We start from the raw sequence: 23,310 nt of genomic DNA on the forward strand, positions 1-23,310 counted from the left end.
CTCACGCCTTACGCTACTCGTACGTCACCGGACACGCCGTCATCGCCCGGCTTGACCGGGCGATCCAGTATTCCGCGGCGCCTATTGCGGAAAATGACTGGCGCCGCGGAGTACTGGATGCCCCGCCTTCGCGGGGCATGACGGAGAAACTCAACTCAATACGCGTTCTCGTTCTTGGTCAGCAGCGAGATCGGCGTCTTTAGGAGAATGACGAGGTCGAACAGCACCGACCAGTTCTCGATGTAATAGAGATCGAACTCGACGCGCTTCTGGATCTTTTCCTGATTGTCGATCTCGCCGCGCCAGCCGTTGATCTGGGCCCAGCCGGTGATACCGGGCTTGACGCGGTGGCGGGCGAAATAGCCGTCGACGGCCTCGTCGAACAGGCGGCTTTGCAGCTTGCCCTGCACCGCATGCGGGCGAGGGCCGACCAGGGAGAGATTGCCGGAGAAGACCACGTTGAAGAGCTGCGGCAGCTCGTCGAGGCTGGTCTTGCGGATGAATCGGCCGACGCGGGTGACACGCGGATCGTTCCTGGTCACGACCTTCGAAGCCGTCGGGTCGGCCTGATGGTGGTGCATCGAGCGGAACTTGTAGACGTCGATGCGCTCGTTGTTGAAGCCGAAGCGCTTCTGGCGGAACAGCACGGGGCCCGGACTGTCGAGCTTCACCGCCAGCGCCACCAGTGCCATCACCGGCAGGGCCGCGAGCAGCGCGAAGCCGCCGACGATGCGGTCGAACAGCCATTTCATCACCAGATCCCAGTCGGTGATCGGCGCCTCGAACACGTTGAGCGTCGGCACCTCGCCGAGATAGGAGTAGGAGCGGGGACGGAAACGTAGCTTGTTGGTGTGCGCGGACAGGCGGATGTCCACCGGCAGCACCCAGAGCTTCTTCAGCATCTCCAGGATGCGCGTCTCCGCGGAGATCGGCAGTGCGAACAGCACGAGGTCGACACGTGTGCGGCGTGCGAATTCGACGATGTCGTCGACCTTGCCGAGCTTGCGCGCGCCGGCGCAGGTATCGAGCGCGCGGCTGTCGTTGCGGTCGTCGAACACGCCGAGCACGTGGATATCGGAATCTTCCTGTGCCTTCAGCGCCTCGACCAGCTGCTCGCCGTTGCTGTCGGAGCCGACGATGATGGTGCGGCGGTCGAGCCGGCCCTGACGTGCCCAGCCGCGCACCAGCGAGCGCAGGATCAGGCGCTCGACGATCAGCGCCGCGAGCCCGAGGAAATAGAAGGCGGCCAACCACAGCCGCGAGATCTCGGTGCCGAACTTGGCAAAGAAGGAAATGCCGATGAAGAGCAGGAACACGAACGACCAGGACGAGATCATCCGCGTCATCTGCCGGAGCTGTCCGCGGAACAGCTGCACCTGATAGATGTCGGCGGCCTGGAAGCAGATTACGGCGGCGATCGCGACGGCGACGATCTGCGCAGGATAAGCCCAGCTGAAACCGACGAGCGGCACGACATAGCCGGCATAGAGTGCGATGCCGGCCAGGCTGAGCAGTGCGAAGTCGGCAACGCGCACGAAGCCGGTGATCACGATCGGCGAATAGGCACGGGCGACCTTCTGGTTGACGATTTCGAGCGCTGCGGGCGAGAGCCGGCGGCGGCGTTCGACGAAGGGTTGGTCAGCCGGCTTGGCTGCCGCGGTGGTCGCAGCATCCAGCATCGAGCGTGCGTTGAGCGGTTCCACGGGCGTCCCGTCCATTCCAAAAGCCCTCGGGCCGCGACTTTGCGCCCCGGGCGAGCATCCCCTGGCCCATCGACTATCGGACAAATCGGAAGATTCTCTAAAGCGGCCTTAAGGATGGTTAATGATTGGCAAATGCGTCGCGATAACCCGCGAGCACGCCCTCGACCATGGCCTGCTGGGAGAAATGGGCGGAGATGCGCTCGCGCAGGGAGGAGGCGCGCTGTGCGGTCCCTTTGGGATCGTCGAGTGCGGCCGCGATCGCTTCCGCCATGGCCTCGGCGTTGCTCGCCGCGAATAGGGCCGGGCTTTCCGGTCCGAAGATTTCGGGGATGCCGCCGACGCGGGCGGCGATCATGGGAATGCCGGCAGCCCCGGCCTCGATCACGACATAGGGCATGGAATCGCCGCGCGAGGGAACGACCAGCAGTCGCCCCTTTGAGAAGCCGTAGCGGGCCTTGACGTGGCCGATGAAACGGATGGCGCCGGAGAGTCCGAGCTTCTCGACCTGCGCCTTCAGCGCCGCCATTTCCTCGCCGTCGCCGCCGAGCGTGAGCGTGACCTTCCTGCCGACTTCGTGCAGTCTCGCCACGGCGTCGACCAGCAGATCCGCGCCCTTGATGTGCCTGAACTCGCCGACATAGGCGAGGTCGGTGGCGTCGTCGGCGAGGACAACAGGTTCGAATTCTTCCGGCGTCACGCCGTTGAAGACGCAATGCACCACGCCCTTGGGCGTGCCGACGATGCGTTGATAGGTGTCGCGGGCAAAGGCGCTCTCGAACAGGAACAGATCGGTCGCGTCCATCAGCGTGCGTTCGAGGCGTGCATAAAACTCGCCCTTCAATGTATGCAGCGGATAGTGCAGCGAGCCGCCATGCGGGGTGTAGATGCGGATGGTGTCGTCCGAGCGCCGCCGCATGCGCACGAAGGCGCCGGCCTTGGCGCCGTGGCCGTGCATGACGTCGGGCTTGAGCTCGCCGACCAGGCGCCGCATCCGCAGCCACACCAGAAAATCGTCCGGCGACGGTTCGCGGCGAATGGCCAGCCGGTGCACGCCGAGCTTCAGCCGTGGCGCGAGCTCGGCCAGCGCCTTGTCCGCGCGCTCCCCGCCGGTGAGGCTGTCGGCGAGAATTCCGACGTGATGGCCGCGGTCGACCTGACCGTTGGCAAGGTCCAGGATGTGCCGGAAGATGCCGCCGACGGGAGCGCGCACGGCGTGCAGGATGCGGAGCGGCCGGTCGGGAGAGGGGGGCATGATCAGAACCAGCGCTCGGCGGCGAATGCTCGAACAATTATCGAAATATCGAGCTGGATTAAGAGCCCTCGTGGTTAACAAACGGTGTCGGCACCGTGCGCGCCGCTCCCGGCGTGACGCGATTAACCCAGCAGCAACCTTAATGGAGTGTAATCGCCGCGGTTGAGGTAGAGTCGCAGCGTTGCCCTGCGGGAGTGTTCGATGCGTTTAGCGTTCTGGCGTGCCGGCAAGGACAAGGCGGTGGTCGAGCGGGCTGTCTCGAAGCCCAAGGACGAAACCGCGCCCGAGGTTGAAGCCAAGGTTGAAGCCAAGGTTGAAGCCAAGGTTGAAGCCAAGGTTGAAGCGAAGCCTGCGCGCGCTGCGACAGCGCAGGCGCAAGGCGAATTCGGCGACATCGACCTGCACGCGCTCGGCGCGGCGCTGGCCCGCAAACGCGGCTGGATCATCGTGCCGACGGTGCTCGCGCTCGTCGCGTCCGTCGCGGTCGTCAATCTCGTCACGCCGCGCTACAAGTCTGAATCCCGCATCCTGATCGACGGCCGCGAGAACGTGTTCCTGCGTCCGAACAGCGATCGCACCGAGGAGCGGCAGGCGCTCGACCCCGAGGCCGTCACCAGCCAGGTGCAGCTCGTGCTGTCGCGCGATCTCGCGCGCGAGATCATCAAGAAGAACAAGCTTGCGGAACGGCCCGAGTTCGACCCGGTGCTCCAGGGGATTTCTCCGCTGAAGTCGCTGGCGGCTCTGATCGGCATCGGCCGCGACCCGTTCTCGATGACGCCAGAAGAGCGGGTGCTCGATGCCTACTACGATCGGCTCCAGGCCTACGCCGTCGACAAGTCGCGCGTGATCGTCGTCGAATTCCAGTCCGCAGATCCCGATCTCGCCGCGCGCGTCGCCAATTCGATCGCCGACGGCTACCTGGTGCTGCAGCAGAATGTCCGTCAGGATCAGGCCAGGAACGCGAGTCAATGGCTCTCCGGCGAGATCGACAGCTTGCGCAAGAAGGTCTCCGAGGCCGAGGCGCGGGTGGAGGATTTCCGCTCGAAGTCGAGCCTGTTCGTCGGCACCAACAACACCACGCTGTCGAACCAGCAGATGGGCGAGGTCAACACCCAGCTCAACAACGCGCGCTCGCTGAAGGCGGATGCGGAATCCAAGGCGCGGCTGATCCGCGAGATGCTCCAGAGCGGCAAGCCGATCGAGTCGTCGGAAGTGCTGAACTCGGAATCGATGCGCACGCCGTCCCAACAGCGGGTGGCGTTGCGGGCCCAGCTCGCCGAGCAGTCGTCGACGCTGCTCGGCAATCATCCGCGCATCAAGGAATTGAAGGCGCAGCTCACCGATCTCGACACCCAGATTCGCGATGAGGCGGCCAAGATCGCCCGTTCGCTGGAAAACGACGCACGCTTCGCCAGCGGACGTGTGCAGGAATTGACGTTGAGCCTGGAGCAGCTGAAGAAGCAGGCGACGTCGACCAACGGCCAGGACGTGCAGCTCCGCGCATTCGAGCGCGAGGCCAAGGCGCAGCGTGACCTGCTCGAGACTTATCTTGCCAAATACCGCGAGGCCAATACCCGCGAGACCATCGACACCGCGCCTACGGATGGCCGCATCATCTCGCGCGCCATCGTCTCGAACACGCCGGCCTATCCGAAGAAGCTGCCGATCGTGCTGATCGCGACGATCGCGACGCTGTTGCTGTCGTCCGGCGTCGTCGTCACCGGCGAGCTGTTGCGCCAGACCGCGCCGCGTGCGGTGGCGGTGTTGGTACCGGCGCGGGCGCAGGCGCCGGTTCGTCAGGAACCGGTCGTGCTGCCGGTGGTCGAGGCGATCGCCGATCCGGTCATGGCAGAGCCAGCTCCGCTCCAGCCGGAGATGACGGCCGATGCCGACGTCACTGAATTCGACGAGATCGAGCGATTGGCCGAGCGCGTGCGTGCCGCTGGCCCGGCGGCGAAGAAAATCACGGTGCTCGGCACCGCTTCGGGCGAGGCCATCACGCTCTCGACGCTGACGCTCGCCCGGCATCTGGCGCGCGAAGCCCGTGTCGTCGTGGTCGATCTTGCGGCATCCTCGCCGACGATCGCCGCCGTGTCCGTCGATGCCTCCGCGCCCGGCCTTGCAGAACTGATGCAGGGCAACGCCTCGTTCGCGCAGGTGATCACTAAGGACCGGCTCTCGCGGCTGCATCTGGTCATGGCCGGCCGTCCCGGCTTCGACCGCAGCCTGCTGCAATCGCCGCGGGTGACGCTGGCGGTCGACGCGCTGCTCCGCGCCTACGACCATGTGCTGCTCGATGCCGGCAGCGCCTCGGACCTTCCGGCGGAACTGCTGACGGCGAATGCCCGCGCCGTCGTGGTGCCCGATGCGTCGATGACGCCGGAGGCGCGCACGCTGATGTGCGAGCAACTCAGCGCCGTCGGCTTCAGCGAGGTGACGATGCTGCGCAAGCCGGTGCAGCCGTCGAATGCAGTGGAAGCGCCCCGCGTGGTGGCGGCGTAGGCCTGTCTCCTTGCGGGAGGCGGGTGAGGGATCTCTCTCCAGGAGTTCGGAATCGTAGGGTGGGCAAAGGCGCGTTTGCGCCGTGCCCACCATCTTTCGACGATTGCGGGAGACGCGGTGGGCACGCTTCGCTTTGCCCACCCTACGATACTAGGAAATTCGAGTTTCTACCCGAACGCTCGCCGCAGTCGCTGCGCGAGGTCGAACAGCATCTGGTTCTGCTTCACGAGCCGCTTGCCGTGGCTCAATGACGACATCGCCATCGCCGCGAGCTTGCCGCGGGAGGTCAGGGGCACGAAGCTGTCGAAGATGTCTTCGTCGTCCTTGCAAAACATCCGCTTGTACTCGTCCGAGCCGATGCCGAGGTCGAGCGAGCGGTAGCCGCGCTCGGCGTAGCGATCGATGATGTAGCGCATCAGGATCAGCCCGGGGCTGTAGCGGGCGTGCTCGGACATCGTGTAGGTGTTGAACATCATCGAGAAGCGCTGGCCGTCGGCGACGCCGGCGAAGATCGCGATCACCTCGTCCTCGCATTCGAGCGCATGGATGTCGATGACGCGGCCTTCGCCGCGCGGCGCCAGGCAGGCGCTGCGGATGAACTGCTCGACGCCCGGCTCGGCAAAAACGTTCGGAAGCTTCTGCTCGGCCATCCGCACCGGCTTGACGCGGAAGAACCAGTCGAGCAGGCGGGTAACGTCCGCGTCCGTGGTGGCGAGGTGATAGCGATAGCCGGCAAGCGCCTGGAGCTTCTTTTCCTTGCTCTTGAGGCGGCGGCGGAAGGAGCTGCTGATGCGCGATGCGGGCGGACCGCCGGGCTCCATCACCAGCAGCGGACAGCCATTGATCGCGCTCTGCCGCGGGAAAGCCGCAAACGGGTTCTGCTGGTCGTTCCAGCGCAGCGGCTGCTGTGTCAGCGACAGCACGTCGGCATGCTCGCGCAGCGGCGCCAGCAGCGCGTCGAGATCGGCAGCGCCGACCTCTGCCGCGAACTCGGCGTTCCACAGGCCCATGTTGAAGGTGGTGTGCTTGCCGCCCATGAAGCAGGCGGTGCGCACGCCGTGGCTCTGACGCAGCGAGAGCGGCAGCAGCACAAGCGGCCGGCGATCGGCGTCGCGGGCAATCACGATGAAGGGACGGGCGCCGTCGCAACCGCCGACCAGTCGCTGCCATGGGCCGAGCAGGTCGAAGCGCTGATAGGGCGTGAAGAGGTGGCCGCTCTGCTCGAAGGCACGCCAGACGGCTTCGGCCTCGCCGAGGTCGCCGACGATGTCGACATGCGCGATCCGGCTCGCTTTTGACCGCGCTGGCGATTCTGCCGTCCGGCTCTGCATCGCCGCAGCCATGGTCATTCACGAAACCTGTCGAGAAACGAAAATATACGTATTTCGGACTGTTGCCGACCTTTGCAAAGAAAGGTCAACAAAGGGTAAGGACAATGGGCAAGGACTGAGCAGGCAAACAGGCCGACGGCGAACGCGAAGGCGGGATATTGTCATCCGACGACAGATGGCTGGAGCGGTTGTGGCTTGAACTGGCCTGGTTCACCGGCCGGGCGGCGCTGCGCAGTCGTGGTGCCGGCGCCATCCTGCGTTTTTCGCACGTGCGGCCGCGGCGGCGCGGCGCGTTCCAGCCGCTGCGCGAAAACGTGATCACGCCGCAATTTCTCGACCGCGCCATCCGTGCGCTGAAGCGGTGGAAGTATGATTTTATCGGCATGGACGAAGTCTGCCGTCGCGCGGTGACCCTGCCGGAGCATCGGCGCTTCGTCGCGCTCACCTTCGATGGTGCGACCAAGGACCTCATCAGCTTCGCCCATCCGGTGCTGGCGCGCCACGCCGTGCCGTTCACGATCTACGTGCCGACCGCGTTTCCCGATGGCGTCGGAGAGGCCTGGTGGCTCGGGCTCGAGCAGGTAATCGCGCGCGAGAGTCGCATCAGCCTGATGATGGGCGAGAAAGAGCAGCGCTTCGTCGTCACCAGTCATGCCGAGAAGCAGGCACTGTTTTCGCATCTTGAGAGCTGGCTGCGTACGCTGCCGCCGGCGGGTGTGTCGGCTGCGATCGCCGATCTGTGCACGCGCTATCGGATCGACCTTGCCGCGCTCTCACGCGCAGCGTCGATGGATTGGGAGGATCTGGCGAAGCTGGCGGCAGACCCGCTCGTCACCGTCGGCAGCGCGACCGTGAACTATCCCGTCCTCGCCAACATGAAGGACACAGCCGCGCTACGCGAGATGACGATGGGCAAGGCGGTGGCGGAAGCAGCCTTCCACCGCGAGATCAAGCATCTGGCGTTTCCGTTCGGCGATCGCGCCTCGTTCCGGCGCAGCCATGTCGTGATGGCGGAGGAGGCCGGCTTTGCCAGCGCGGTGTCGGCAATCCCCGGCATTGTGGACGCGGAGGGCCGCACCAATCTGCGCGCGCTGCCGCGGATCTCCTGGGACGGCCGCGTGCGCTCGCTGCGCATGCTGCGCGTGCTGGTATCGGGTGTTGCCATCGCGCCGGTGAAACCGACCGGCAGTCTCACGAGCTAGATTTGATGCGATCGGGCCGCTGCATCCAGCTCACGATCGGCATTGCCGGCAAGACCCAGCCCATGCCGACAACCACGTAATAGATCGCCTGCCGCCAGCCGGACTCGGCGATCCATGGCATCTGCGCCAGCGCCATGCCGAGCAGGGCCCAGACGGTGGCGAGCACCAGGAGAAGGATGGCGCCGAAGAACTTGCGGGTGCGGATCGTCATGACCGAATGCTGCGGCTTTCGCGTAACTTGCGCTGCGGGAGCGGGGGACTATAAGGGGCACGCAGTCCGGTTCAAGCCTTCTAGTCTTGGTTTTGCCCCTGAAATGACGACGAGTTCCGCCCCTTCCAAGCCGCATCGCGCCGTGCGCTGGTGGCTGATCTCCGTGGCCGCGCTGATCGCGCTGATGGTGCTGGTCGGCGGCGCGACGCGGCTGACGGAATCCGGGCTCTCGATCGTCGAGTGGAAGCCGGTCACGGGCAGCGTGCCGCCGCTGTCGGATGCGGCGTGGACCGAAGCGTTCGATGCCTACAAGAGGATCCCGCAATATCGCGAGCTCAACGCCGGCATGAGCCTGTCCGAGTTCAAGCAGATCTTCTGGTGGGAATGGAGCCACCGACTGCTCGGCCGGTTCATCGGCGTCGCCTATCTCCTGCCGTTCCTGTTCTTCCTGTGGCGCGGCGGCCTGTCCGGTGAATTGAAGCGGAGGCTGTGGTTGCTGTTCGCGCTCGGCGGCCTGCAGGGCGCGGTCGGCTGGTGGATGGTGGCCTCGGGCCTGACGGAGCGGGTCGAGGTCTCGCAATACCGGCTGGCGACGCATCTGGTGCTGGCGCTGCTGATCTTCGCCGGCATCGTCTGGACGGTGCGGCGGCTCAAGGAGCGGCCGCAGATCGCCGCGCCCGCGCGGCTGCGCTTCACCAGTGCGCTGCTTCTCGCCCTGACCTTCGTGCAGATCTACTTCGGCGCGATGGTCGCGGGCCTGCGCGCCGGACGCGCCTACAATACCTGGCCGCAGATCGACGGCGTGTTCATTCCCTCCGCCGAGCGGCTGTGGTTCGAGACGCCGTGGTGGCGCAACATGTTCGACAATGTGCTGACGGTGCAGTTCGAGCACCGCATGACGGCCTATGCGCTGTTCGTGCTGGCGGCGCTGCACGCGATCGACGCGGTGCGCTCGCGCGCGGGTCTGGCGGCCAGCGGCGCGCTCTGGCTGTTCGCGGCGGTGAGCCTGCAGGCGGTGCTCGGCATCCTCACGCTGCTCAACCAGGTGCCGATTGACCTCGCGCTTTCGCATCAGGCGGTGGCGATCGCAGTGCTGACGCTCGCGGTCATGCAGGTGGAACGGCTTGCGTCGCGGCAGTCCACGGAGGCGCAGCCGCGCGCGGTTCCGGTTGGTCAGGCCGGCTGATTCAGCAATAGCCGTAGATGCCGCACGAGTAGGGCAGGCGCCAGAAATAGTCGACCTGCTTCCCGCCGTAATACGAGCCCTGATAGTCGTAGTCCCAGGGGCGGCCGTAATTGCCCGGCAGCGTGTGCGAGCCGGGCAGGAGCGGTGTACCCGGCAGATTGCGGATGTAGCTGCCGATGCCATAGGCCGGCGAGATCAGCGCATCCGGATCGGTCTCGACATAGACCTGTGGCGGCTCCTGCGGCGCAGCCGCGGCCCGACGCTTCGGCGTCGCCGGCAGATCGGCGGCGAGCGCGCTCGAGATCGTCAGCATGGCCGCAAGGGCAGGCACCATCCAGCGCAGCATTGTCGGCTCCGAATCAAAAGGGTGATCCAAAGACGAAGTATGCGGCCGATATGGTTAATGAGTATTAACCGGCATCGTCATTCCGGGGCGGTGCGAAGCACCGAACCCGGAATCTCGAGATAACCAGGCAACGTCGAGGTTCCGGGTTCGCGCTACGCGCGCCCCGGCATGACAGTGACGCTACGCCCCCAGCGCCTGTTCCAGGTCGGCGATCAGATCTTCCTTGTCCTCGATGCCGATCGAGAGTCTGACCACGTCGGGGCCGGCGCCAGACTTGATCTTTGCGGCGTCGTCGAGCTGGCTGTGCGTGGTCGAGGCCGGATGAATCACCAGCGATCGGGTGTCGCCGACATTGGCCAGGTGCGAGAACAGCTGCAGCTTCGACACCAGGCTGACGCCGGCATCGTAGCCGCCCTTCAGGCTGAAGGTGAACACCGCGCCCGCACCCTTCGGCGCGTATTTGCGCGCGAGCTGGTTGTACTTGTCGCTGGCGAGGCCCGCATAGCTGACCGAGGCCACCGCCGGATGGCCGGCGAGGAATTCGGCAACGGCCTTGGCGTTTTCGCAGTGCTTCTGCATGCGCAGCGGCAGCGTCTCGATGCCGGTAAGAATCATGAACGCGTTGAAGGGTGACAGCGCCGGTCCGAGGTCACGCAGGCCGAGCACGCGGCAGGCGATCGCGAAGGCGAAATTGCCGAAAGTCTCCTGGAGGCGGATGCCGTGATATTCCGGCCGCGGCTCCGACAGCATCGGATATTTGCCGCTCGCCGACCAATCGAAGGTGCCGGCATCGACGATGATGCCGCCAAGCGAGTTGCCGTGGCCGCCCAGGAATTTCGTCAGCGAATGCACGACGATGTCAGCGCCGTGGTCGATCGGGCGGATTAGATAGGGCGAGGCCAGCGTGTTGTCGACGATCAGCGGAACGCCCGCCTTGCGTGCTACCGTCGAGATCGCCTCGATGTCGGTGATGCTGCCGCCGGGATTGGCGATGGACTCGATGAAGATCGCCTTCGTGCGCGGTGTCACCGCGCGCTCGAAGCTGCCGATGTCATCGGGATCGGCCCACACCACGTTCCAGCCAAAGCTCTTGAACGCGTGCGTGAACTGGTTGATCGAGCCGCCATAGAGCTTGCGCGCGGCGATGAACTCGTCGCCGGGCTGGAGCAATTGCTGCAGCACCACGACCTGCGCGGCATGGCCCGAGGCCACCGCGAGCGCGGCGGTCCCGCCTTCGAGCGCGGCAACGCGCTCCTCCAGCACCGCGTTGGTGGGATTGCCGATGCGGGTATAGATGTTGCCGAACGCCTGCAGGCCGAACAGCGAGGCGGCGTGGTCGGCGTCGTTGAAGACGAAAGACGTCGTTTGATAAATCGGAGTCGCGCGCGCACCGGTGGTGGGATCGGGCTGTGCACCGGCATGCACGGCGAGGGTCGAAAATCCCGGAAGGCGATCGCTCATTGGGGGCGTCCTGTTCTCGTGGTCTGAAATCGCGCGGCATGCTGATCGTCGCAGCGCCCGCCGTCAAGGCGCTGCTTCACATCACCGCGCTACGATTGTCACGTGCGCGCATTGGACGTCAACTTTGCTCCGTCTTGTTTTTTGCAGCGCGGTCCGATGCCGCAGTGTCACCGCCGCCGACACTCATCCGATTGAGGGACAGGCGCATGCCCTGCGTCGGTGCCGGCGCGCGCTTCGAACTCAGCGTGCGCGAATTCACGCCCATCCAGGAGATCTCGGACGACAAACGGCCATATTCGATCTTGGGGCAGCGGTTCATCACGACCTTGATCCCGACCGATTCCGCTTTCGCCGCCGCCGCGTCGTCGCGTGCACCGAGCTGCATCCAGATCACCTTCGGCAACGGGTCGAGTGTGAGCGCTTCTTCGACGACAGGCAGTATGTGGCTGGAGTTGCGGAAGATGTCGATCATGTCGATGGGCCGGCCGATGTCGGACAGCGAGGCGACGAAGGGCTTTCCGAGCAGCTCCTTGCCGACATGGCCCGGATTGACCGGGATCATGTCGTAGCCGCGCTGCGCCAGATATTTGAAGGCGAAATAGCTCGGCCGCACATTGACCGGCGAGGCGCCGACCATCGCGATCGACTTCACGCCGTTGAGGATGCCGCGGATGTAATTGTCGGGATAGGCGTCGTGGTTCATTGCTCGTCTTTTCTTGTTGACGGTGTCACTCATCCCGCCATGTCGGCGTGCGCTTCTCGATGAAGGCCTTGATGCCTTCCTCGGCGTCGCGCGCCATCATGTTCTCGGTCATCACCTCTGCCGCATAGCGATAGGCGTCCGCAAGGTTCATCTCGGCCTGGCGATAGAACGCCTCCTTGCCGAGCTTGACCGTGTAGGCTGATTTCAGCGCGACCTTTTCCGCCAGCGCAATCGCTTCGTCGCGCTCGGTGCCGGCGGCGACCACGCGATTGACGAGGCCGATCTCGCGGGCGCGCGCGGCCGGGACCGGCTCGCCCGTGAGCAGCATCTCCATCGCCTGCTTGCGCGGCACGTTGCGCGACAGCGCCACCATCGGCGTCGAGCAGAACAGACCGATGTCGACGCCGGGCGTGGCGAAGCTCGCGGCTTCGGAGGCGATCGCAAGATCGCAGCTCGCGACGAGCTGGCAGCCGGCCGCGGTGGCGATGCCCTGGACGGCCGCGACCACGGGCTTCGGCAGGCGCACGACCGCCTGCATCATCGCGCTGCAGGCGGTCATCATCTCGGCGAAAAAGGCGCGGCCGCGATCGGGATCGGCGCGGCGGGCGGTCAGTTCCTTCATGTCGTGGCCGGCGGAGAAGGCGGGGCCGTTGGCGGCGATCACCACGCCGCGGACCGCCTTGTCGTCGTGGATCTCGTTGAGCTCGGCATGCAGGGTCGCGATCATCGCCGCCGACAGGCTGTTGCGCGCGGCCGGACGGTTGAGCGTCAGGATCGCAATGCTGCCGATCGTTTCGCGGAGCAGAATCGGCGGTTGCGGGGAGGGGGCGCGGGCGGCCTGGACGGGCATTGACGCGATTTCCGTTTGAATGATTGCAATTGGATGACGCAGACAACTTAATGTAACAGGGGACGTGAAGCGAGGGTGAGGCGTAGCATGGCGTTAGCGAAAATGAGCGTGGCGGAGGTCGAGCAGTTTCTCCGCGACGAGTTTCCCCAGGCCTTCAGCGGCGATGACATCACGATCGAGAGCGCAGACGGCCAGACCTGCCTCTTGCGCCAACGCTACAGCGAAAGGATGCTGCGGCCGGGCGGAACCGTGTCCGGGCCGACGCTGATGGCGTTGGCCGATTTCGCGATGTACGTGGTGCTCCTGTCCGCGATCGGCCCGATCGGGCTCGCTGTGACCACCAATTTGAACATCAACTTCCTGCGCAAGGGCCAGCCGGGGCAGGATGTGCTCGCGGAGGCCCGGTTGCTCAAGCTCGGCAAGCGGCTCGCGGTCGGGGAGGTGAACCTCTTGTCCGGCACCTCGCCCGATCCGATCGCCCATGTCACCTCGACCTATTCCATTCCAAATGTTTGAGCTTTTTGAGGGTATTATAACACCTTAATTGTAAGATATTGATTTTCAATATCTAATTTCCGTCGTGGGGCATTGACCGTGGCGCCTCTCTTCTCTAGAAAACCGCGCAGTCCGGCGCGGTGTTCGCGCCGATCTCTCCCGTCCACGGAAACTCCGATATGAAAACCTTTTCGGCAAAGCCGGCTGAGGTGACGAAGAAGTGGGTCCTGATCGACGCCAAGGGTCTGGTCGTCGGCCGTCTCGCCACCATCGTCGCCATGCGCCTGCGCGGCAAGCACCTCCCGACCTACACCCCGCACGTTGATTGCGGCGACAACGTCATCATCATCAACGCGCAGCATGCGGTCCTCACCGGCCGCAAGCGCGAGCAGAAGACCTATTACAAGCACACCGGCTATGTCGGCCACATCAAGGAGCGCACCGCGCGCCAGATCCTCGAGGGCAAGCATCCCGAGCGCGTGCTGGAGAAGGCCGTCGAGCGCATGATCCCGCGTGGTCCGCTCGGTCGCGTCCAGATGGGCAACCTCCGTGTCTACGGCGGCGCCGATCATCCGCACGAGGCCCAGACGCCCGAGAAGCTCGACATCGCCAAGCTGAACCGCAAGAACACGAGGGCCGCATAATCATGGCCGAATCCATTCAGTCGCTCGACCAGCTCTCGCAGCTCAAGACGGCGGCGCCCGATGCGCCCAAGCACGAGAAGAAGGTCGACAAGTTCAACCGCGCCTACGCCACCGGCAAGCGCAAGGACGCGGTCGCCCGCGTCTGGATCAAGCCGGGCGCCGGCAAGGTCACCGTCAACGCCCGTGAGGTCGAGGTCTATTTCGCCCGTCCCGTGCTGCGCATGATGATCGAGCAGCCGTTCGTCGTGGCCGCCCGTGCCGGCCAGTACGATGTGATCTGCACCGTCGCCGGCGGCGGTCTGTCCGGCCAGGCCGGTGCGGTCCGTCACGGCATCTCCAAGGCGCTGACCTATTTCGAGCCGGAGCTGCGCTCGGTGCTCAAGAAGGGCGGCTTCCTCACCCGCGACTCGCGCGTGGTCGAGCGCAAGAAGTACGGTAAGGCCAAGGCCCGCCGGTCCTTCCAGTTCTCGAAGCGTTAATCGTTTCGGTCACATTCGCCGCGAAAGCGGCTTCAATGAGATGCAAAAGGGCGCTGATTTCAGCGCTCTTTTTGCTGTTCGTTTGTACGCAAATTGATGGCGAGTTTCCCGAAAACTTGGGCACGCGCGAAAACCTGAATGGAACTCGCGGGACATAGCGTCGCATCTGGAAGGGCGCGCAAGTCGGCTGGGCCGATCGCGTAACTGCTATGTCTAAGAGGGGGCCGACATGATGTCGCTCGATAGCATCACGCTCTATTTGGTCGCCACCATGGTTGCCGCACTGCTCGGCGCCATGATGGTATTTTTCGGCAGGCAGGAAAACAGTCCTGCGCTGAAATGGTGGGGCACCGCATATCTGCTGGGCGCGGCTTCGGTCGCGCTATGGACTGCGGCCGGCGACAAGCTCGGCCCGCATCTCTATCTGGCGCTGAACGCGGTCGGCTTCGTTGCCTGCGGCATGGTGTGGAACGCGGCGCGTGTCTTCCACGGTCGCAAGCCGAACTGGCCCGGTCTCCTCGTCGGCGCGCTGGCCTGGGCCGCCGCCGTCACGTTGCTCGATCCCGCGGCCTCGATGCTGCGCATGATCGTCGGCGCCTGCATCGTCTCGGTCTACGCGGCGCTGACCGCGAGCGAGCTCTGGGTCGAGCGGCGCAAGAGCCTGCAACGGCGCTGGCCGGCCTTCGTCGTGCCCGTGATGCACGGCTGCGTCTTGATGCTGCCGATCCTGCTCGGCAGCTTCCTGCGTCCCAACGACGCCGGCTTCTCCGGCAGCATCTGGGTCACGGTGTTCGCCGTCGAGCTGATCCTCTATGCCGTCGGCACCGTATTCGTGATCTTCATGCTGGTGTCGGAGCGCACGGTGACGGCGCACCGGACCGCCGCATCGACCGATCCCCTGACCGGCATGCTCAACCGCCGCGGCTTCTCGGAAGCCTGCGGCCGCGTCATCGAGCGCGAAGCCAAGGCCGGCCGTCCCGTGACCGTGATGATCTTCGACATCGACCATTTCAAGTCGATCAACGATCGCTTCGGCCATCCCGCCGGCGACGAGATGCTGAAGCTGTTCTCGACCGTGGTGGTCAGCAATCTGCGCATCACCGACATGTCGGGACGCATCGGCGGCGAGGAGTTCGCGGCCCTGTTGCCGTGTTCGCTGGAGGAGGGCGTGCTGGTCGCCGAACGCGTGCGCGAGGCCTTCGAGACCTCGGGCGTCGTGGTCGACGAAGGCCCGGTCGACACCACCGTCAGCATCGGCGTCGCGGGCGGTCCGGCCGGCACCGAACTCGAGGTGCTGCTGGCCTCAGCCGACACCGCGCTCTACCAGGCCAAGCGCGGCGGCCGCAACCGCGTCGAGGCGGCCGAGGAGCTGCCGCTGTCACTGGAGAACTGGCGCCGCCAGAGCGCGGCGCGGATCAGTGTGCCGCGGACACAGTCGGCGACGGCCTGAGGCGCGGGAGGCCCTGCGGTAACCCCCTGTTTACCGCTCGATCCCTACCATTGCGGTCATGGAATCGATCCGTCGACAGAACCCGCAGGCAGCCCTGATGTCGCTCGAAGCCGCTGCGGCCTCGGCACGCGGCGGTTTCGCCTGTCTGTTCTCCACCGCGGACGAGTATGAGCGCGCGTTGATCACCGAGCGCCGCGCCCAGGGGCGATACACGCAGAGCCGCAGCTACTGGCCGTTCGCGCTGTTTGGCGGTTGTGCGCTTGTCGTGGCGGGAATCGTTCTGCTGTTTGCCTGAGGGCGCCCGCATTTCCGGCCGATCAGGGCGCCGCTTCGGCGCCTTTTTCTTTGTCGCCGTCTGCGGTAGACACGCCCGTCAAACAAAACAGGGTGGAAGCCGATGATCACCGAGATCGCGCAAATCGACGTCAAGCCGGGCAGCGAGAAGGATTTCGAGGCCGCCGTCGCCAAGGCCAAGGCCGCCTTCGGCCGCTCCAAGGGGTTTCACGGCTTCGAGCTGCACAAGTCGATCGAGAAGCCGCAGCGCTACCGGCTGATGGTGAAGTGGGCGACGCTGGAAAACCATACCGTCGATTTCCGCGGCTCCGAGAATTTCACCGAATGGCGCGGCCTCGTCGGCCAGTATTTTGCCTCGCCCCCGGAGGTCGAGCACACCGAGACCGTGCTGACGACCTGAGCGGCCCGCAGGCGGCCTCAGGCCGCCTCTGCCAGAGGGGGCGCCTCATACGTCTTGAAATGATCGATCATGACCTTGGCGATGGCGACCAGCGGGAGCGCCAGCGCAAGGCCCCAGATTCCGAACACGACGCCGAGCAGAATCTGGAACGCGAACAGCGTGGCCGGCGGGATGTCCAGTGCCTGGCGCTGGAGCAATGGCGTCAGCACATAGCTTTCCATGGCGTGGACGCCGAGGAACAGCACGAAGGCCGACAGCGCTGCGACCCAGCCTGAGGCGAGGCTCGCCAGCACGACGATGACGCCGGCGATGATGGCCCCGACGGTCGGGATGAAGGCGAGCAATCCGGCCTGGATCCCCAGGATGAACGAGCCGGGGATGCCGATCAGGGCGAGCCCGATCCAGGTCACCACGCCGACCGCAATCATCACGACGATCTGCGCGATCAGCCAGCGCTCCAGCGTCTCGCTGACGCGGTCGATGATCAGGGCGACGCGGGTGCGATGCCTTGCCGGCGCAAGGAACAGCAGGCCGTCGTGATAGATGATCGGCTGGGCGGCAAAAGCGAGCCCGAGAAACAGCACGATGAAGATGTTGCCGACGGCGCTGATCGCGCCGAACAGCAGCTTGAAGGTCTGGCTCACGATCGCGCCGCCGCTCGAGGCGAGCGCGCCCGCGCCGCTTGGCAACCCACCATGTGAGCCTGAGTTCGGGGCGGGTGTCGAGCCCGCGTCGGTTGCGGCAGCCGGCGCGGCACTGCCGAGATCGAAGAAGCTGGTGTCGACGCCGTGGCTGTCGAGGAAGGACTTCACGTTCGTGATCTGCGACTTGATGGTCTTGCTGAGCAGCGAAGCCTGATCAGCGATGGTGGCGCCGCCGAGATAAGCGACGCCCGCGAGCATCACGGCCAGCACGGCGCACACGATCGCAAGGCGCAGCGTGTGCGGCAGATGGATCCGGCGGCCGAGCGCATTGGTCAGCGCATTGAGGGCGACGCCGAACAGCATGCCGGCGAAGATCAGCAACAGTGTGGCGGCAAAATACCAGGTGAAGGCCAGCAGCGCGGTGAACAGCACGACGCCGATGCCCCCGACCGCAATCGCCCAAGCTTGATCCCAAGCATGACCCGAAGCCTGACCCGCAACCTGATCAGTACGGGTCCGGGGCCGTTCATCTCTGGGGCTGGTCACATCATGTCCTTTTCGGCGGCTGCGTGCGGCGCACTCTTTCGACAAACGCGCTTCGGATCAAGACCGCGTCAACGCGCTGGTTTGACGCTGCCGTGCGAACGGTGCAGAGCGATGAGGAGAGAACAGGTGGGGGCGGCTTGAGTTTCATCAGCAAGTGGGCCGGTCTGCTCGGGCTTCTGGCCGTGCTCGTGATCGGCGACCAGATCCGGATCAACCGGCCCGGCCACAAATATCGCCTCACGGTCGAGGTGACGACGCCGGGCGGGATCAGGACCGGGGCCGGCATTCTGTCCGTCGTACCCGACCGCGGCTATAGCCGCGGCGGCCGCACCACGATGCGGGGGGAGGCCGTGTTCGTCGACCTCGGCCAGGGGAAGAACCTGGTGGCCTTGCTGGCGCATCGGCAGGGCGCCAAGCTCGACCTCGACGACATCAACTATGTCGCGCTCCGCGCCTATGGTGCCGCGCGCGGCAATCGCGTCTCGTTCAACGAGCTCAACCGGCAGACCGGCATGGTCCCGGTGCAGGGGGACCTCGTCCCCGTGCTCGTGAGCTTTGGCGATCCCGCAGACCCCGGGACCGCGCGCCTCGTCGCCGGCGACCATGCGGAGGCGGTTCTGGGCGACGGCTACGCCATCCGCGGGCTCACCGCCGAGGTGGTGCCCAACGGGCTCTGGCCGATCGATTTCGGTGGCGTGCTCGGGGAGCCCGTGACGCGCGGAATCGAGGCCAAGTTGACTTGGCTGGCCGCGCCGGGCGAGCTGGCGGCAACCGCGCTGAAGGCCGCCGGCCTGCCCGCCGGGAGCGAGATCGAGGCCCGGGAGGCATTTGCGCGAAAATAGCATTGCCGTCCCGCGTACCCCAGCGTTGAATTTGTGCCATGCCAAGGGCATGTTTGGAGAATCTTCTTACTGGGAGGTCGGAACGGAAGATGAGAAAGCCGGTCGTCGGCGTGATCGGGAACGCCCATCGCGTCGAAAATCGATTTCAGGTCCAGATGGTCGGCGAGCGCAATCTGCGCGCCGTGGCCGAGGTTTCCGGCGGCCTTCCGCTGATGTTCGCGGGCGCGCCCGACATTACCGACATCAGTGCGCTGCTCGACACCGTCGACGGCATCGTGCTGACCGGCGCCCGCGCCAACGTTCATCCGACCCGTTTCAATGTCGATCCGTGTGAGGCGCACGAGCCCTATGACATCCACCGCGACGAGGTCGCGCTGGCGCTCTCGGTCGCCTGCGTCGCCCGCGGCATTCCGCTGTTCGGCATCTGCCGCGGCTTGCAGGAGATGAACGTTGCCTTCGGCGGCTCGCTGCATCCGGAGATCCGCGAAATCCCGGGCCGCATAAACCACCGGATGCCGAGGCTCGAAAACGGCGAGATCCATCCCGATCCGACCGTGGTGTTCGCCGACCGCCACGACGTCGATCTCACGCCGGGCGGCGCGTTCGCGCAGCTGCTCGGCTGCGAGAAAATTCGCGTCAATTCGCTGCACGGCCAGGGCATCCTCGATCCCGGCAAGCGCGTGCTGATCGAAGGCGTCGCCGAGGATGGCACCATCGAGGCGATCCGCATCGCGGAAGCCCCGACCTTCGCGCTCGGCGTGCAATGGCACGCCGAATACGACCCGCAGCGCAATCCGATCAACCGCAAGCTGTTCGAAGCGTTCGGCGAAGCCCTGGTGACGAAGCAGGGCGCGGCGGCGTAGGCGGATTGCACGCCGGGGCGAAGGCGCTATTTCAGCGCGATCACCGCTACCCGTCATCCTGAGGTGCGAGTGGCGCGATGCAAAGCATCGCGCCGGGAGCCTCGAAGGATGCACGGCCGAGATGCAGCCGGGCTGTCGCCCTTCGAGGGCCGCTGAAGAAGCGGCCGCCTCAGGGTGACGATCATAGATGCGGGCTGGCGGCTGCATCTGTCGTCGCGGGTGGCCCGGAATTGATCCATGCTTTCGAGTTGTGAACGACCATCCGCGCGCGCTACCTTGCAATTCGTTTTCGAAATTGGAATTGCATCCCCATGATCCGCCGCACGGCCATTGCTCTCGTCCTGCTCGCATCCCCCGCATTCGCCCAAACCGCGCCGCCGCAGGAAGGCCCGATCACCTGTGCCTCACCGGTTGCGCCGGCTGATACCGAGAAGAGCCTGAAACAGCGTTTCGGCAAGGAGGCAGTGGTGCAGGACCTGCCGGGCGCCGAGGGCGAACAATACAAGGGCGTCGTGCTGTTTCCGAAGACGACGGACCGCCGCATCGAGGTCGCCTTCACCGACGACAAGGCCAGGCGCGCCTCCGGCTTGACCTTGCGCGACACCGGCAAGCCCAGCCGCTGGAGCGTCAATGGCGTCACGATCGGATCGAGCCTTGCCGACGTGCAGAAGGCCAACGGCAAGCCGTTCCTGGTCAGCGGATTCGATTGGGACTATGGCGGCTTCGTCACCGACTGGAAGGGCGGCGCGTTCAGCCGTCCGCTGCAAGGCGGCTGCACCATCACGATCCGCTTCGGCAAGAACGCCGGCGCGCCCAGGTCGCTCTCCGGCGACGGCGTCAAGGCGGCCTCCGACAACGCGGCGCTGGTGAAGTTTGCACCTGTCGTGACGGAGATCGGGGTGAATTTTCCGGATAAGTGACGGGGCCGCTCTTACGCCGCCGGGTCCATGCGGCGCGCGCGATAGGCCTGCGGAGACATCAAGGTCAGCTTGCGGAACGCCTTGCGAAAGCTGCTCTCGTCCTCGTAGCCGGCCGTGCGGGCGATCGTCTTGACCGGCTGCGTCGTCGTCTCGAGCAGTGTGCGGGCGTGCTCGACGCGGCGGCGCGTGATGAAGGCCTGCGGCGGCTCGCGCGTGAGTTCCTGAAACTTCCGGTTCAGTGTGCGCTCGCTGAGGCCGAGCGCGCCCGCGAGACGCTTGACCGTCATCGGCCTCTTGCCGGTACGCCGGACCAGAAGATCGGCCCGGGTCAGCAGCGGGTCCTGCGAGAGCAGATAGCCGACGGGCATGAAGATCGATTGGGTGCGCTGCGCGGTGTCGATGACGACGTAGTCCGCGCAGAGCTTTGCGATCTCCTTGCCTTCGACCAGCTCGATCAGCTTGAGCAGGAGGTCGACCCACGACATCGGTCCGGCCGCGCAGACGATGCGGTCCGCGACGGTGATGACGGCATCGGCGGCAAGGTCGATGGTGGGATGGCGCTGCCGCAGCTCGCCTTGCAGCCACCAGGTGATGGTGGCGCGGCGGTGGTCGAGCAAGCCGGCTCCGGCCAGCAGGAAAACGCCGCTGCAAAACGCGCCGATCAGCCGGCCGTTGGCATGTTGCTGCCGCAGCCATGCGCCGGCCCGGGCATATTGCGGTTGCAGGCGCTCGGCCGTGACGTGATCGACGAGGTTGCCGGGGACGATGATCGCGTCGAAGCTGGCGCGTTTGCCGATCGCGCCGTCGACCGAGACCATCTGGCCGCCACCGGCGCGCACGGCCTTGCTGTCGAGCGAAAGCGTCTGCCATGTGAAGCGCGAGCCTGCGCCGGTCTGCTGCATCACATGATTGGCGATCGACAGGACGTCGGCGATCCCCGCGATCGCCGAATGCATGCAGCCTTCCAATGCCAATATTGCGAGCTTCATGGGACCTCCAGGCGGTTGCGTCGATCCTATCCGATCGGCGCGGGGCCGCGTGGCGGAAATTGCCCGATGTCTGTCTTATCCGCCACTGCCTTCACGAGCATGTCCGGTCCAGTCTCGCGCCGTCGTCACGACGCGACATGATTGGAGAGACATATGCCTTACATCACCATTTCCACCGTGCGCGGCATCCTGGATGCCGAGCAGAAGAAGACCCTGCTCGCGCGCGTCACCGACCTGATGGTCGAGGTCGAAGGGCATGGCAGCGCGGACTTCCGCCGCAACGTCTGGGTCAGGATCGACGAGCAGGAGCCGGCGCATTGGTCGCTCGGCGGCACGCAGCCGACGCCGGAGGTCATCGCGCAGACATTCGGTGCGATCGGCGCGGACGGACGGCGGCTTGTGAAGGCGTAGTTCGCATTCGCCCTCCCAAAAACGAAAAGGCGCTTCCTTTCGGAAGCGCCTTTTGCTTGTCGGGATTATTCGAGCGGCTTAGCCCGAGTAGTACATGTCGAATTCGACCGGGTGCGGGGTCATTTCGAAGCGGGCGACTTCGGTCATCTTCAGCTCGATGTAAGCGTCGATGAAGTCGTCGTCGAACACGCCGCCGTTCTTGAGGAAGCCGCGGTCCTTGTCGAGGTTTTCGAGCGCCTCGCGGAGCGAGCCGCAGACGGTCGGGATCTGCTTCAGCTCTTCCTTCGGCAGGTCGTAGAGGTCCTTGTCCATCGCCGGACCCGGATCGATCTTGTTCTTGATGCCGTCGAGGCCGGCCATCAGCATCGATGCGAAGCCGAGATAGGGATTGGCGAGCGGATCGGGGAAACGCACCTCGACACGCTTGGCCTTCGGGTTCGCCGTGTAGGGGATGCGGCAGGAGGCCGAGCGGTTGCGCGCGGAATAGGCGAGCAGCACGGGAGCCTCATAGCCCGGGACCAGGCGCTTGTAGGAGTTGGTCGACGGGTTGGTGAAGGCGTTGATCGCCTTGGCGTGCTTGATGATGCCGCCGATGTAGTGGAGGCAGGTCTCCGACAGGTCGGCGTACTTGTTGCCGGCGAACACCGGCTTGCCGTCCTTCCAGATCGACTGGTGCACGTGCATGCCCGAGCCGTTGTCGCCGTAGATCGGCTTCGGCATGAAGGTGGCGGTCTTGCCGTAGATGTGCGCGACCTGGTGGATGCAGTACTTGTAGATCTGCATGTGGTCGGCCATCAGCGTCAGCGTGTCAAACTTCATGCCGAGCTCGTGCTGGGCGGAGGCGACCTCGTGATGGTGCTTCTCGACCTTGACGCCCATCTTGGCCATGGCGCCGAGCATTTCCGAGCGCATGTCCTGCACCGAGTCCTGCGGCGGGACCGGGAAGTAGCCGCCCTTGGCACGGATGCGGTGGCCGAGATTGCCGCCTTCATATTCGGTGTCGGAGTTGGTCGGCAGCTCCGAGGAGTCGAGACGGAAGCCGGTGTTGTAGGGGCCGCTGGAGAAGCGGACGTCGTCGAACACGAAGAACTCGGCTTCGGGACCGACGAACACGCTGTCGCCCACGCCCATCGACTTCACCATGGCTTCCGCCTTCTTGGCGATGCCGCGGGGGTCGCGGTTATAGGGCTCGCCGGTGGTCGGCTCGAGCACGTCGCAGGTGATGACCATGGTGGTCTCGGCGAAGAACGGATCGATCGTCGCGGTCACCGGATCGGGCATCAGGCACATGTCGGACTCGTTGATCGCCTTCCAGCCGGCGATCGAGGAGCCGTCGAACATCGTCCCTTCGGCGAAGATGTCGTCGTCGATCATGCTGACGTCGAACGTCACATGCTGCCACTTGCCGCGCGGATCGGTGAAGCGCAGGTCGACGTACTTAACGTCGTTGTCCTTGATCGATTTCAGGACGTCTTTGGCGGTCTTCATGCATACCCCTTTTGGCTCTGCGGGTCGGTTTCCAGGTGAGCAAGATTGTTCTCGCTTTTGGCGAGTTCGCGCGCGATCGCACAAACGAAATCAGGCCG

General features: G+C 65.2%; 24 protein-coding genes. 13 read left to right on the plus strand and 11 right to left on the minus strand.

The window, feature by feature from the left end; all coding sequences use genetic code 11:
* Positions 1 to 155: 155 nt before the first annotated feature.
* Together F8237_RS30885 and F8237_RS30890 are read right to left on the minus strand one after the other, a co-directional pair.
* The gene (locus tag F8237_RS30885; RefSeq protein WP_151649881.1) at positions 156 to 1,703 is read right to left on the minus strand and encodes an undecaprenyl-phosphate glucose phosphotransferase; all 1,548 of its coding nucleotides are present in this window, start codon (positions 1,701 to 1,703) and stop codon (positions 156 to 158) included.
* A gap of 118 nt (positions 1,704 to 1,821) precedes the next feature.
* Complete coding sequence (locus tag F8237_RS30890) at positions 1,822 to 2,955, minus strand: glycosyltransferase family 4 protein (RefSeq protein ID WP_151649882.1); 1,134 nt, start codon at positions 2,953 to 2,955, stop codon at positions 1,822 to 1,824.
* Between the two features lie 201 nt (positions 2,956 to 3,156).
* On the opposite strand from F8237_RS30890, the gene F8237_RS30895 reads away from it, so the two are divergent.
* Positions 3,157 to 5,457, plus strand: a complete 2,301-nt coding sequence (locus F8237_RS30895; RefSeq protein ID WP_151649883.1) for a GumC family protein — start codon at positions 3,157 to 3,159, stop codon at positions 5,455 to 5,457.
* A 167-nt stretch (positions 5,458 to 5,624) separates the two neighbouring features.
* On the opposite strand, the gene F8237_RS30900 is transcribed toward F8237_RS30895, so the two are convergent.
* Positions 5,625 to 6,806, minus strand: a complete 1,182-nt coding sequence (locus F8237_RS30900; RefSeq protein ID WP_151649884.1) for a GNAT family N-acetyltransferase — start codon at positions 6,804 to 6,806, stop codon at positions 5,625 to 5,627.
* Positions 6,807 to 6,946: 140 nt separating this feature from the next.
* Here F8237_RS30900 and F8237_RS30905 point away from each other — a divergent pair, with 140 nt between their 5' ends.
* Positions 6,947 to 7,990 (plus strand): polysaccharide deacetylase family protein, encoded by a 1,044-nt coding sequence (locus tag F8237_RS30905; RefSeq protein ID WP_151649885.1) that lies wholly within the window; start codon positions 6,947 to 6,949, stop codon positions 7,988 to 7,990.
* Here F8237_RS30905 and F8237_RS30910 read toward each other — a convergent pair.
* Complete coding sequence (locus F8237_RS30910; protein ID WP_151649886.1) at positions 7,980 to 8,201, minus strand: DUF2842 domain-containing protein; 222 nt, start codon at positions 8,199 to 8,201, stop codon at positions 7,980 to 7,982. The genes F8237_RS30905 and F8237_RS30910 overlap by 11 nt on opposite strands.
* A 103-nt stretch (positions 8,202 to 8,304) precedes the next feature.
* On the opposite strand from F8237_RS30910, the gene F8237_RS30915 reads away from it, so the two are divergent.
* Positions 8,305 to 9,387 carry a COX15/CtaA family protein gene (locus F8237_RS30915; RefSeq protein WP_151649887.1) on the plus strand — a complete coding sequence of 361 codons (1,083 nt, stop codon included), beginning with the start codon at positions 8,305 to 8,307 and terminating at the stop codon, positions 9,385 to 9,387.
* 1 nt (position 9,388) lies between these two features.
* Here the strand turns inward: F8237_RS30915 and F8237_RS30920 are convergent, their stop codons facing one another.
* The 4 genes from F8237_RS30920 to F8237_RS30935 form a co-directional block, all read right to left on the minus strand.
* A complete protein-coding gene (locus F8237_RS30920) occupies positions 9,389 to 9,733 on the minus strand; it encodes a hypothetical protein (protein WP_151649888.1) in 345 nt (114 codons plus the stop codon).
* Positions 9,734 to 9,913: 180 nt separating this feature from the next.
* Positions 9,914 to 11,194 carry an O-acetylhomoserine aminocarboxypropyltransferase gene (locus tag F8237_RS30925; RefSeq protein WP_151649889.1) on the minus strand — a complete coding sequence of 427 codons (1,281 nt, stop codon included), beginning with the start codon at positions 11,192 to 11,194 and terminating at the stop codon, positions 9,914 to 9,916.
* 118 nt (positions 11,195 to 11,312) lie between these two features.
* Positions 11,313 to 11,897: a CoA-binding protein gene (locus tag F8237_RS30930; protein WP_151649890.1), complete on the minus strand. Its 585-nt coding sequence runs from the start codon at positions 11,895 to 11,897 to the stop codon at positions 11,313 to 11,315.
* Between the two features lie 25 nt (positions 11,898 to 11,922).
* Positions 11,923 to 12,747: an enoyl-CoA hydratase gene (locus F8237_RS30935; RefSeq protein WP_151649891.1), complete on the minus strand. Its 825-nt coding sequence runs from the start codon at positions 12,745 to 12,747 to the stop codon at positions 11,923 to 11,925.
* Between the two features lie 87 nt (positions 12,748 to 12,834).
* On the opposite strand from F8237_RS30935, the gene F8237_RS30940 reads away from it, so the two are divergent.
* The 6 genes from F8237_RS30940 to F8237_RS30965 all read left to right on the plus strand — a co-directional run bounded on the left by F8237_RS30940 (position 12,835) and on the right by F8237_RS30965 (position 16,509).
* On the plus strand, positions 12,835 to 13,263 hold the full coding sequence (locus F8237_RS30940) for a PaaI family thioesterase (protein ID WP_018642441.1): 429 nt from the start codon (positions 12,835 to 12,837) through the stop codon (positions 13,261 to 13,263).
* A gap of 158 nt (positions 13,264 to 13,421) precedes the next feature.
* The gene (rplM, locus tag F8237_RS30945) at positions 13,422 to 13,886 is read left to right on the plus strand and encodes a 50S ribosomal protein L13 (protein ID WP_148745853.1); all 465 of its coding nucleotides are present in this window, start codon (positions 13,422 to 13,424) and stop codon (positions 13,884 to 13,886) included.
* A gap of 2 nt (positions 13,887 to 13,888) precedes the next feature.
* Positions 13,889 to 14,365: a 30S ribosomal protein S9 gene (rpsI, locus tag F8237_RS30950; RefSeq protein WP_151649892.1), complete on the plus strand. Its 477-nt coding sequence runs from the start codon at positions 13,889 to 13,891 to the stop codon at positions 14,363 to 14,365.
* A 229-nt stretch (positions 14,366 to 14,594) separates the two neighbouring features.
* Positions 14,595 to 15,815, plus strand: a complete 1,221-nt coding sequence (locus F8237_RS30955; protein WP_151649893.1) for a GGDEF domain-containing protein — start codon at positions 14,595 to 14,597, stop codon at positions 15,813 to 15,815.
* 58 nt (positions 15,816 to 15,873) lie between these two features.
* Positions 15,874 to 16,110 (plus strand): hypothetical protein, encoded by a 237-nt coding sequence (locus tag F8237_RS30960; protein ID WP_151649894.1) that lies wholly within the window; start codon positions 15,874 to 15,876, stop codon positions 16,108 to 16,110.
* Positions 16,111 to 16,212: 102 nt separating this feature from the next.
* Positions 16,213 to 16,509 (plus strand): antibiotic biosynthesis monooxygenase family protein, encoded by a 297-nt coding sequence (locus F8237_RS30965; protein WP_035673823.1) that lies wholly within the window; start codon positions 16,213 to 16,215, stop codon positions 16,507 to 16,509.
* 17 nt (positions 16,510 to 16,526) lie between these two features.
* Here the strand turns inward: F8237_RS30965 and F8237_RS30970 are convergent, their stop codons facing one another.
* Complete coding sequence (locus F8237_RS30970; RefSeq protein ID WP_374761615.1) at positions 16,527 to 17,699, minus strand: AI-2E family transporter; 1,173 nt, start codon at positions 17,697 to 17,699, stop codon at positions 16,527 to 16,529.
* A gap of 137 nt (positions 17,700 to 17,836) precedes the next feature.
* Here F8237_RS30970 and F8237_RS30975 point away from each other — a divergent pair, with 137 nt between their 5' ends.
* The 3 genes from F8237_RS30975 (at position 17,837) to F8237_RS30990 (ending at position 20,324) form a co-directional block, all read left to right on the plus strand.
* Entirely contained in the window at positions 17,837 to 18,541 is a 705-nt protein-coding gene (locus F8237_RS30975) for a hypothetical protein (RefSeq protein ID WP_151649896.1), read from the plus strand.
* Between the two features lie 89 nt (positions 18,542 to 18,630).
* The gene (locus F8237_RS30980) at positions 18,631 to 19,404 is read left to right on the plus strand and encodes a gamma-glutamyl-gamma-aminobutyrate hydrolase family protein (RefSeq protein ID WP_151649897.1); all 774 of its coding nucleotides are present in this window, start codon (positions 18,631 to 18,633) and stop codon (positions 19,402 to 19,404) included.
* A gap of 311 nt (positions 19,405 to 19,715) precedes the next feature.
* Positions 19,716 to 20,324, plus strand: a complete 609-nt coding sequence (locus F8237_RS30990) for a hypothetical protein (protein ID WP_151649898.1) — start codon at positions 19,716 to 19,718, stop codon at positions 20,322 to 20,324.
* Between the two features lie 11 nt (positions 20,325 to 20,335).
* Here the strand turns inward: F8237_RS30990 and F8237_RS30995 are convergent, their stop codons facing one another.
* Complete coding sequence (locus tag F8237_RS30995; protein WP_151649899.1) at positions 20,336 to 21,313, minus strand: GlxA family transcriptional regulator; 978 nt, start codon at positions 21,311 to 21,313, stop codon at positions 20,336 to 20,338.
* Between the two features lie 153 nt (positions 21,314 to 21,466).
* Here F8237_RS30995 and F8237_RS31000 point away from each other — a divergent pair, with 153 nt between their 5' ends.
* Complete coding sequence (locus tag F8237_RS31000) at positions 21,467 to 21,724, plus strand: tautomerase family protein (RefSeq protein ID WP_151649900.1); 258 nt, start codon at positions 21,467 to 21,469, stop codon at positions 21,722 to 21,724.
* A gap of 78 nt (positions 21,725 to 21,802) precedes the next feature.
* Here F8237_RS31000 and glnA read toward each other — a convergent pair whose 3' ends face one another.
* The gene (gene glnA, locus F8237_RS31005) at positions 21,803 to 23,212 is read right to left on the minus strand and encodes a type I glutamate--ammonia ligase (protein ID WP_151649901.1); all 1,410 of its coding nucleotides are present in this window, start codon (positions 23,210 to 23,212) and stop codon (positions 21,803 to 21,805) included.
* Positions 23,213 to 23,310: the final 98 nt, after the last annotated feature.

Source organism: Bradyrhizobium betae, assembly GCF_008932115.1.
Classification (GTDB): Bacteria; Pseudomonadota; Alphaproteobacteria; order Rhizobiales; family Xanthobacteraceae; genus Bradyrhizobium; species Bradyrhizobium betae.

Coding starts and splice junctions, on each gene's coding strand:
- F8237_RS30890 (WP_151649882.1), bottom strand. CDS start 2,955: ATGCCCCCCTCTCCCGACCGGCCGCTCCGCATCCTGCACGCCGTGCGC.
- F8237_RS30895 (WP_151649883.1), top strand. CDS start 3,157: ATGCGTTTAGCGTTCTGGCGTGCCGGCAAGGACAAGGCGGTGGTCGAG.
- F8237_RS30900 (WP_151649884.1), bottom strand. CDS start 6,806: ATGACCATGGCTGCGGCGATGCAGAGCCGGACGGCAGAATCGCCAGCG.
- F8237_RS30910 (WP_151649886.1), bottom strand. CDS start 8,201: ATGACGATCCGCACCCGCAAGTTCTTCGGCGCCATCCTTCTCCTGGTG.
- F8237_RS30915 (WP_151649887.1), top strand. CDS start 8,305: ATGACGACGAGTTCCGCCCCTTCCAAGCCGCATCGCGCCGTGCGCTGG.
- F8237_RS30920 (WP_151649888.1), bottom strand. CDS start 9,733: ATGCTGCGCTGGATGGTGCCTGCCCTTGCGGCCATGCTGACGATCTCG.
- F8237_RS30925 (WP_151649889.1), bottom strand. CDS start 11,194: ATGAGCGATCGCCTTCCGGGATTTTCGACCCTCGCCGTGCATGCCGGT.
- F8237_RS30930 (WP_151649890.1), bottom strand. CDS start 11,897: ATGAACCACGACGCCTATCCCGACAATTACATCCGCGGCATCCTCAAC.
- F8237_RS30935 (WP_151649891.1), bottom strand. CDS start 12,747: ATGCCCGTCCAGGCCGCCCGCGCCCCCTCCCCGCAACCGCCGATTCTG.
- F8237_RS30940 (WP_018642441.1), top strand. CDS start 12,835: ATGGCGTTAGCGAAAATGAGCGTGGCGGAGGTCGAGCAGTTTCTCCGC.
- rplM (WP_148745853.1), top strand. CDS start 13,422: ATGAAAACCTTTTCGGCAAAGCCGGCTGAGGTGACGAAGAAGTGGGTC.
- rpsI (WP_151649892.1), top strand. CDS start 13,889: ATGGCCGAATCCATTCAGTCGCTCGACCAGCTCTCGCAGCTCAAGACG.
- F8237_RS30955 (WP_151649893.1), top strand. CDS start 14,595: ATGATGTCGCTCGATAGCATCACGCTCTATTTGGTCGCCACCATGGTT.
- F8237_RS30960 (WP_151649894.1), top strand. CDS start 15,874: ATGGAATCGATCCGTCGACAGAACCCGCAGGCAGCCCTGATGTCGCTC.
- F8237_RS30965 (WP_035673823.1), top strand. CDS start 16,213: ATGATCACCGAGATCGCGCAAATCGACGTCAAGCCGGGCAGCGAGAAG.
- F8237_RS30980 (WP_151649897.1), top strand. CDS start 18,631: ATGAGAAAGCCGGTCGTCGGCGTGATCGGGAACGCCCATCGCGTCGAA.
- F8237_RS30990 (WP_151649898.1), top strand. CDS start 19,716: ATGATCCGCCGCACGGCCATTGCTCTCGTCCTGCTCGCATCCCCCGCA.
- F8237_RS30995 (WP_151649899.1), bottom strand. CDS start 21,313: ATGAAGCTCGCAATATTGGCATTGGAAGGCTGCATGCATTCGGCGATC.
- F8237_RS31000 (WP_151649900.1), top strand. CDS start 21,467: ATGCCTTACATCACCATTTCCACCGTGCGCGGCATCCTGGATGCCGAG.
- glnA (WP_151649901.1), bottom strand. CDS start 23,212: ATGAAGACCGCCAAAGACGTCCTGAAATCGATCAAGGACAACGACGTT.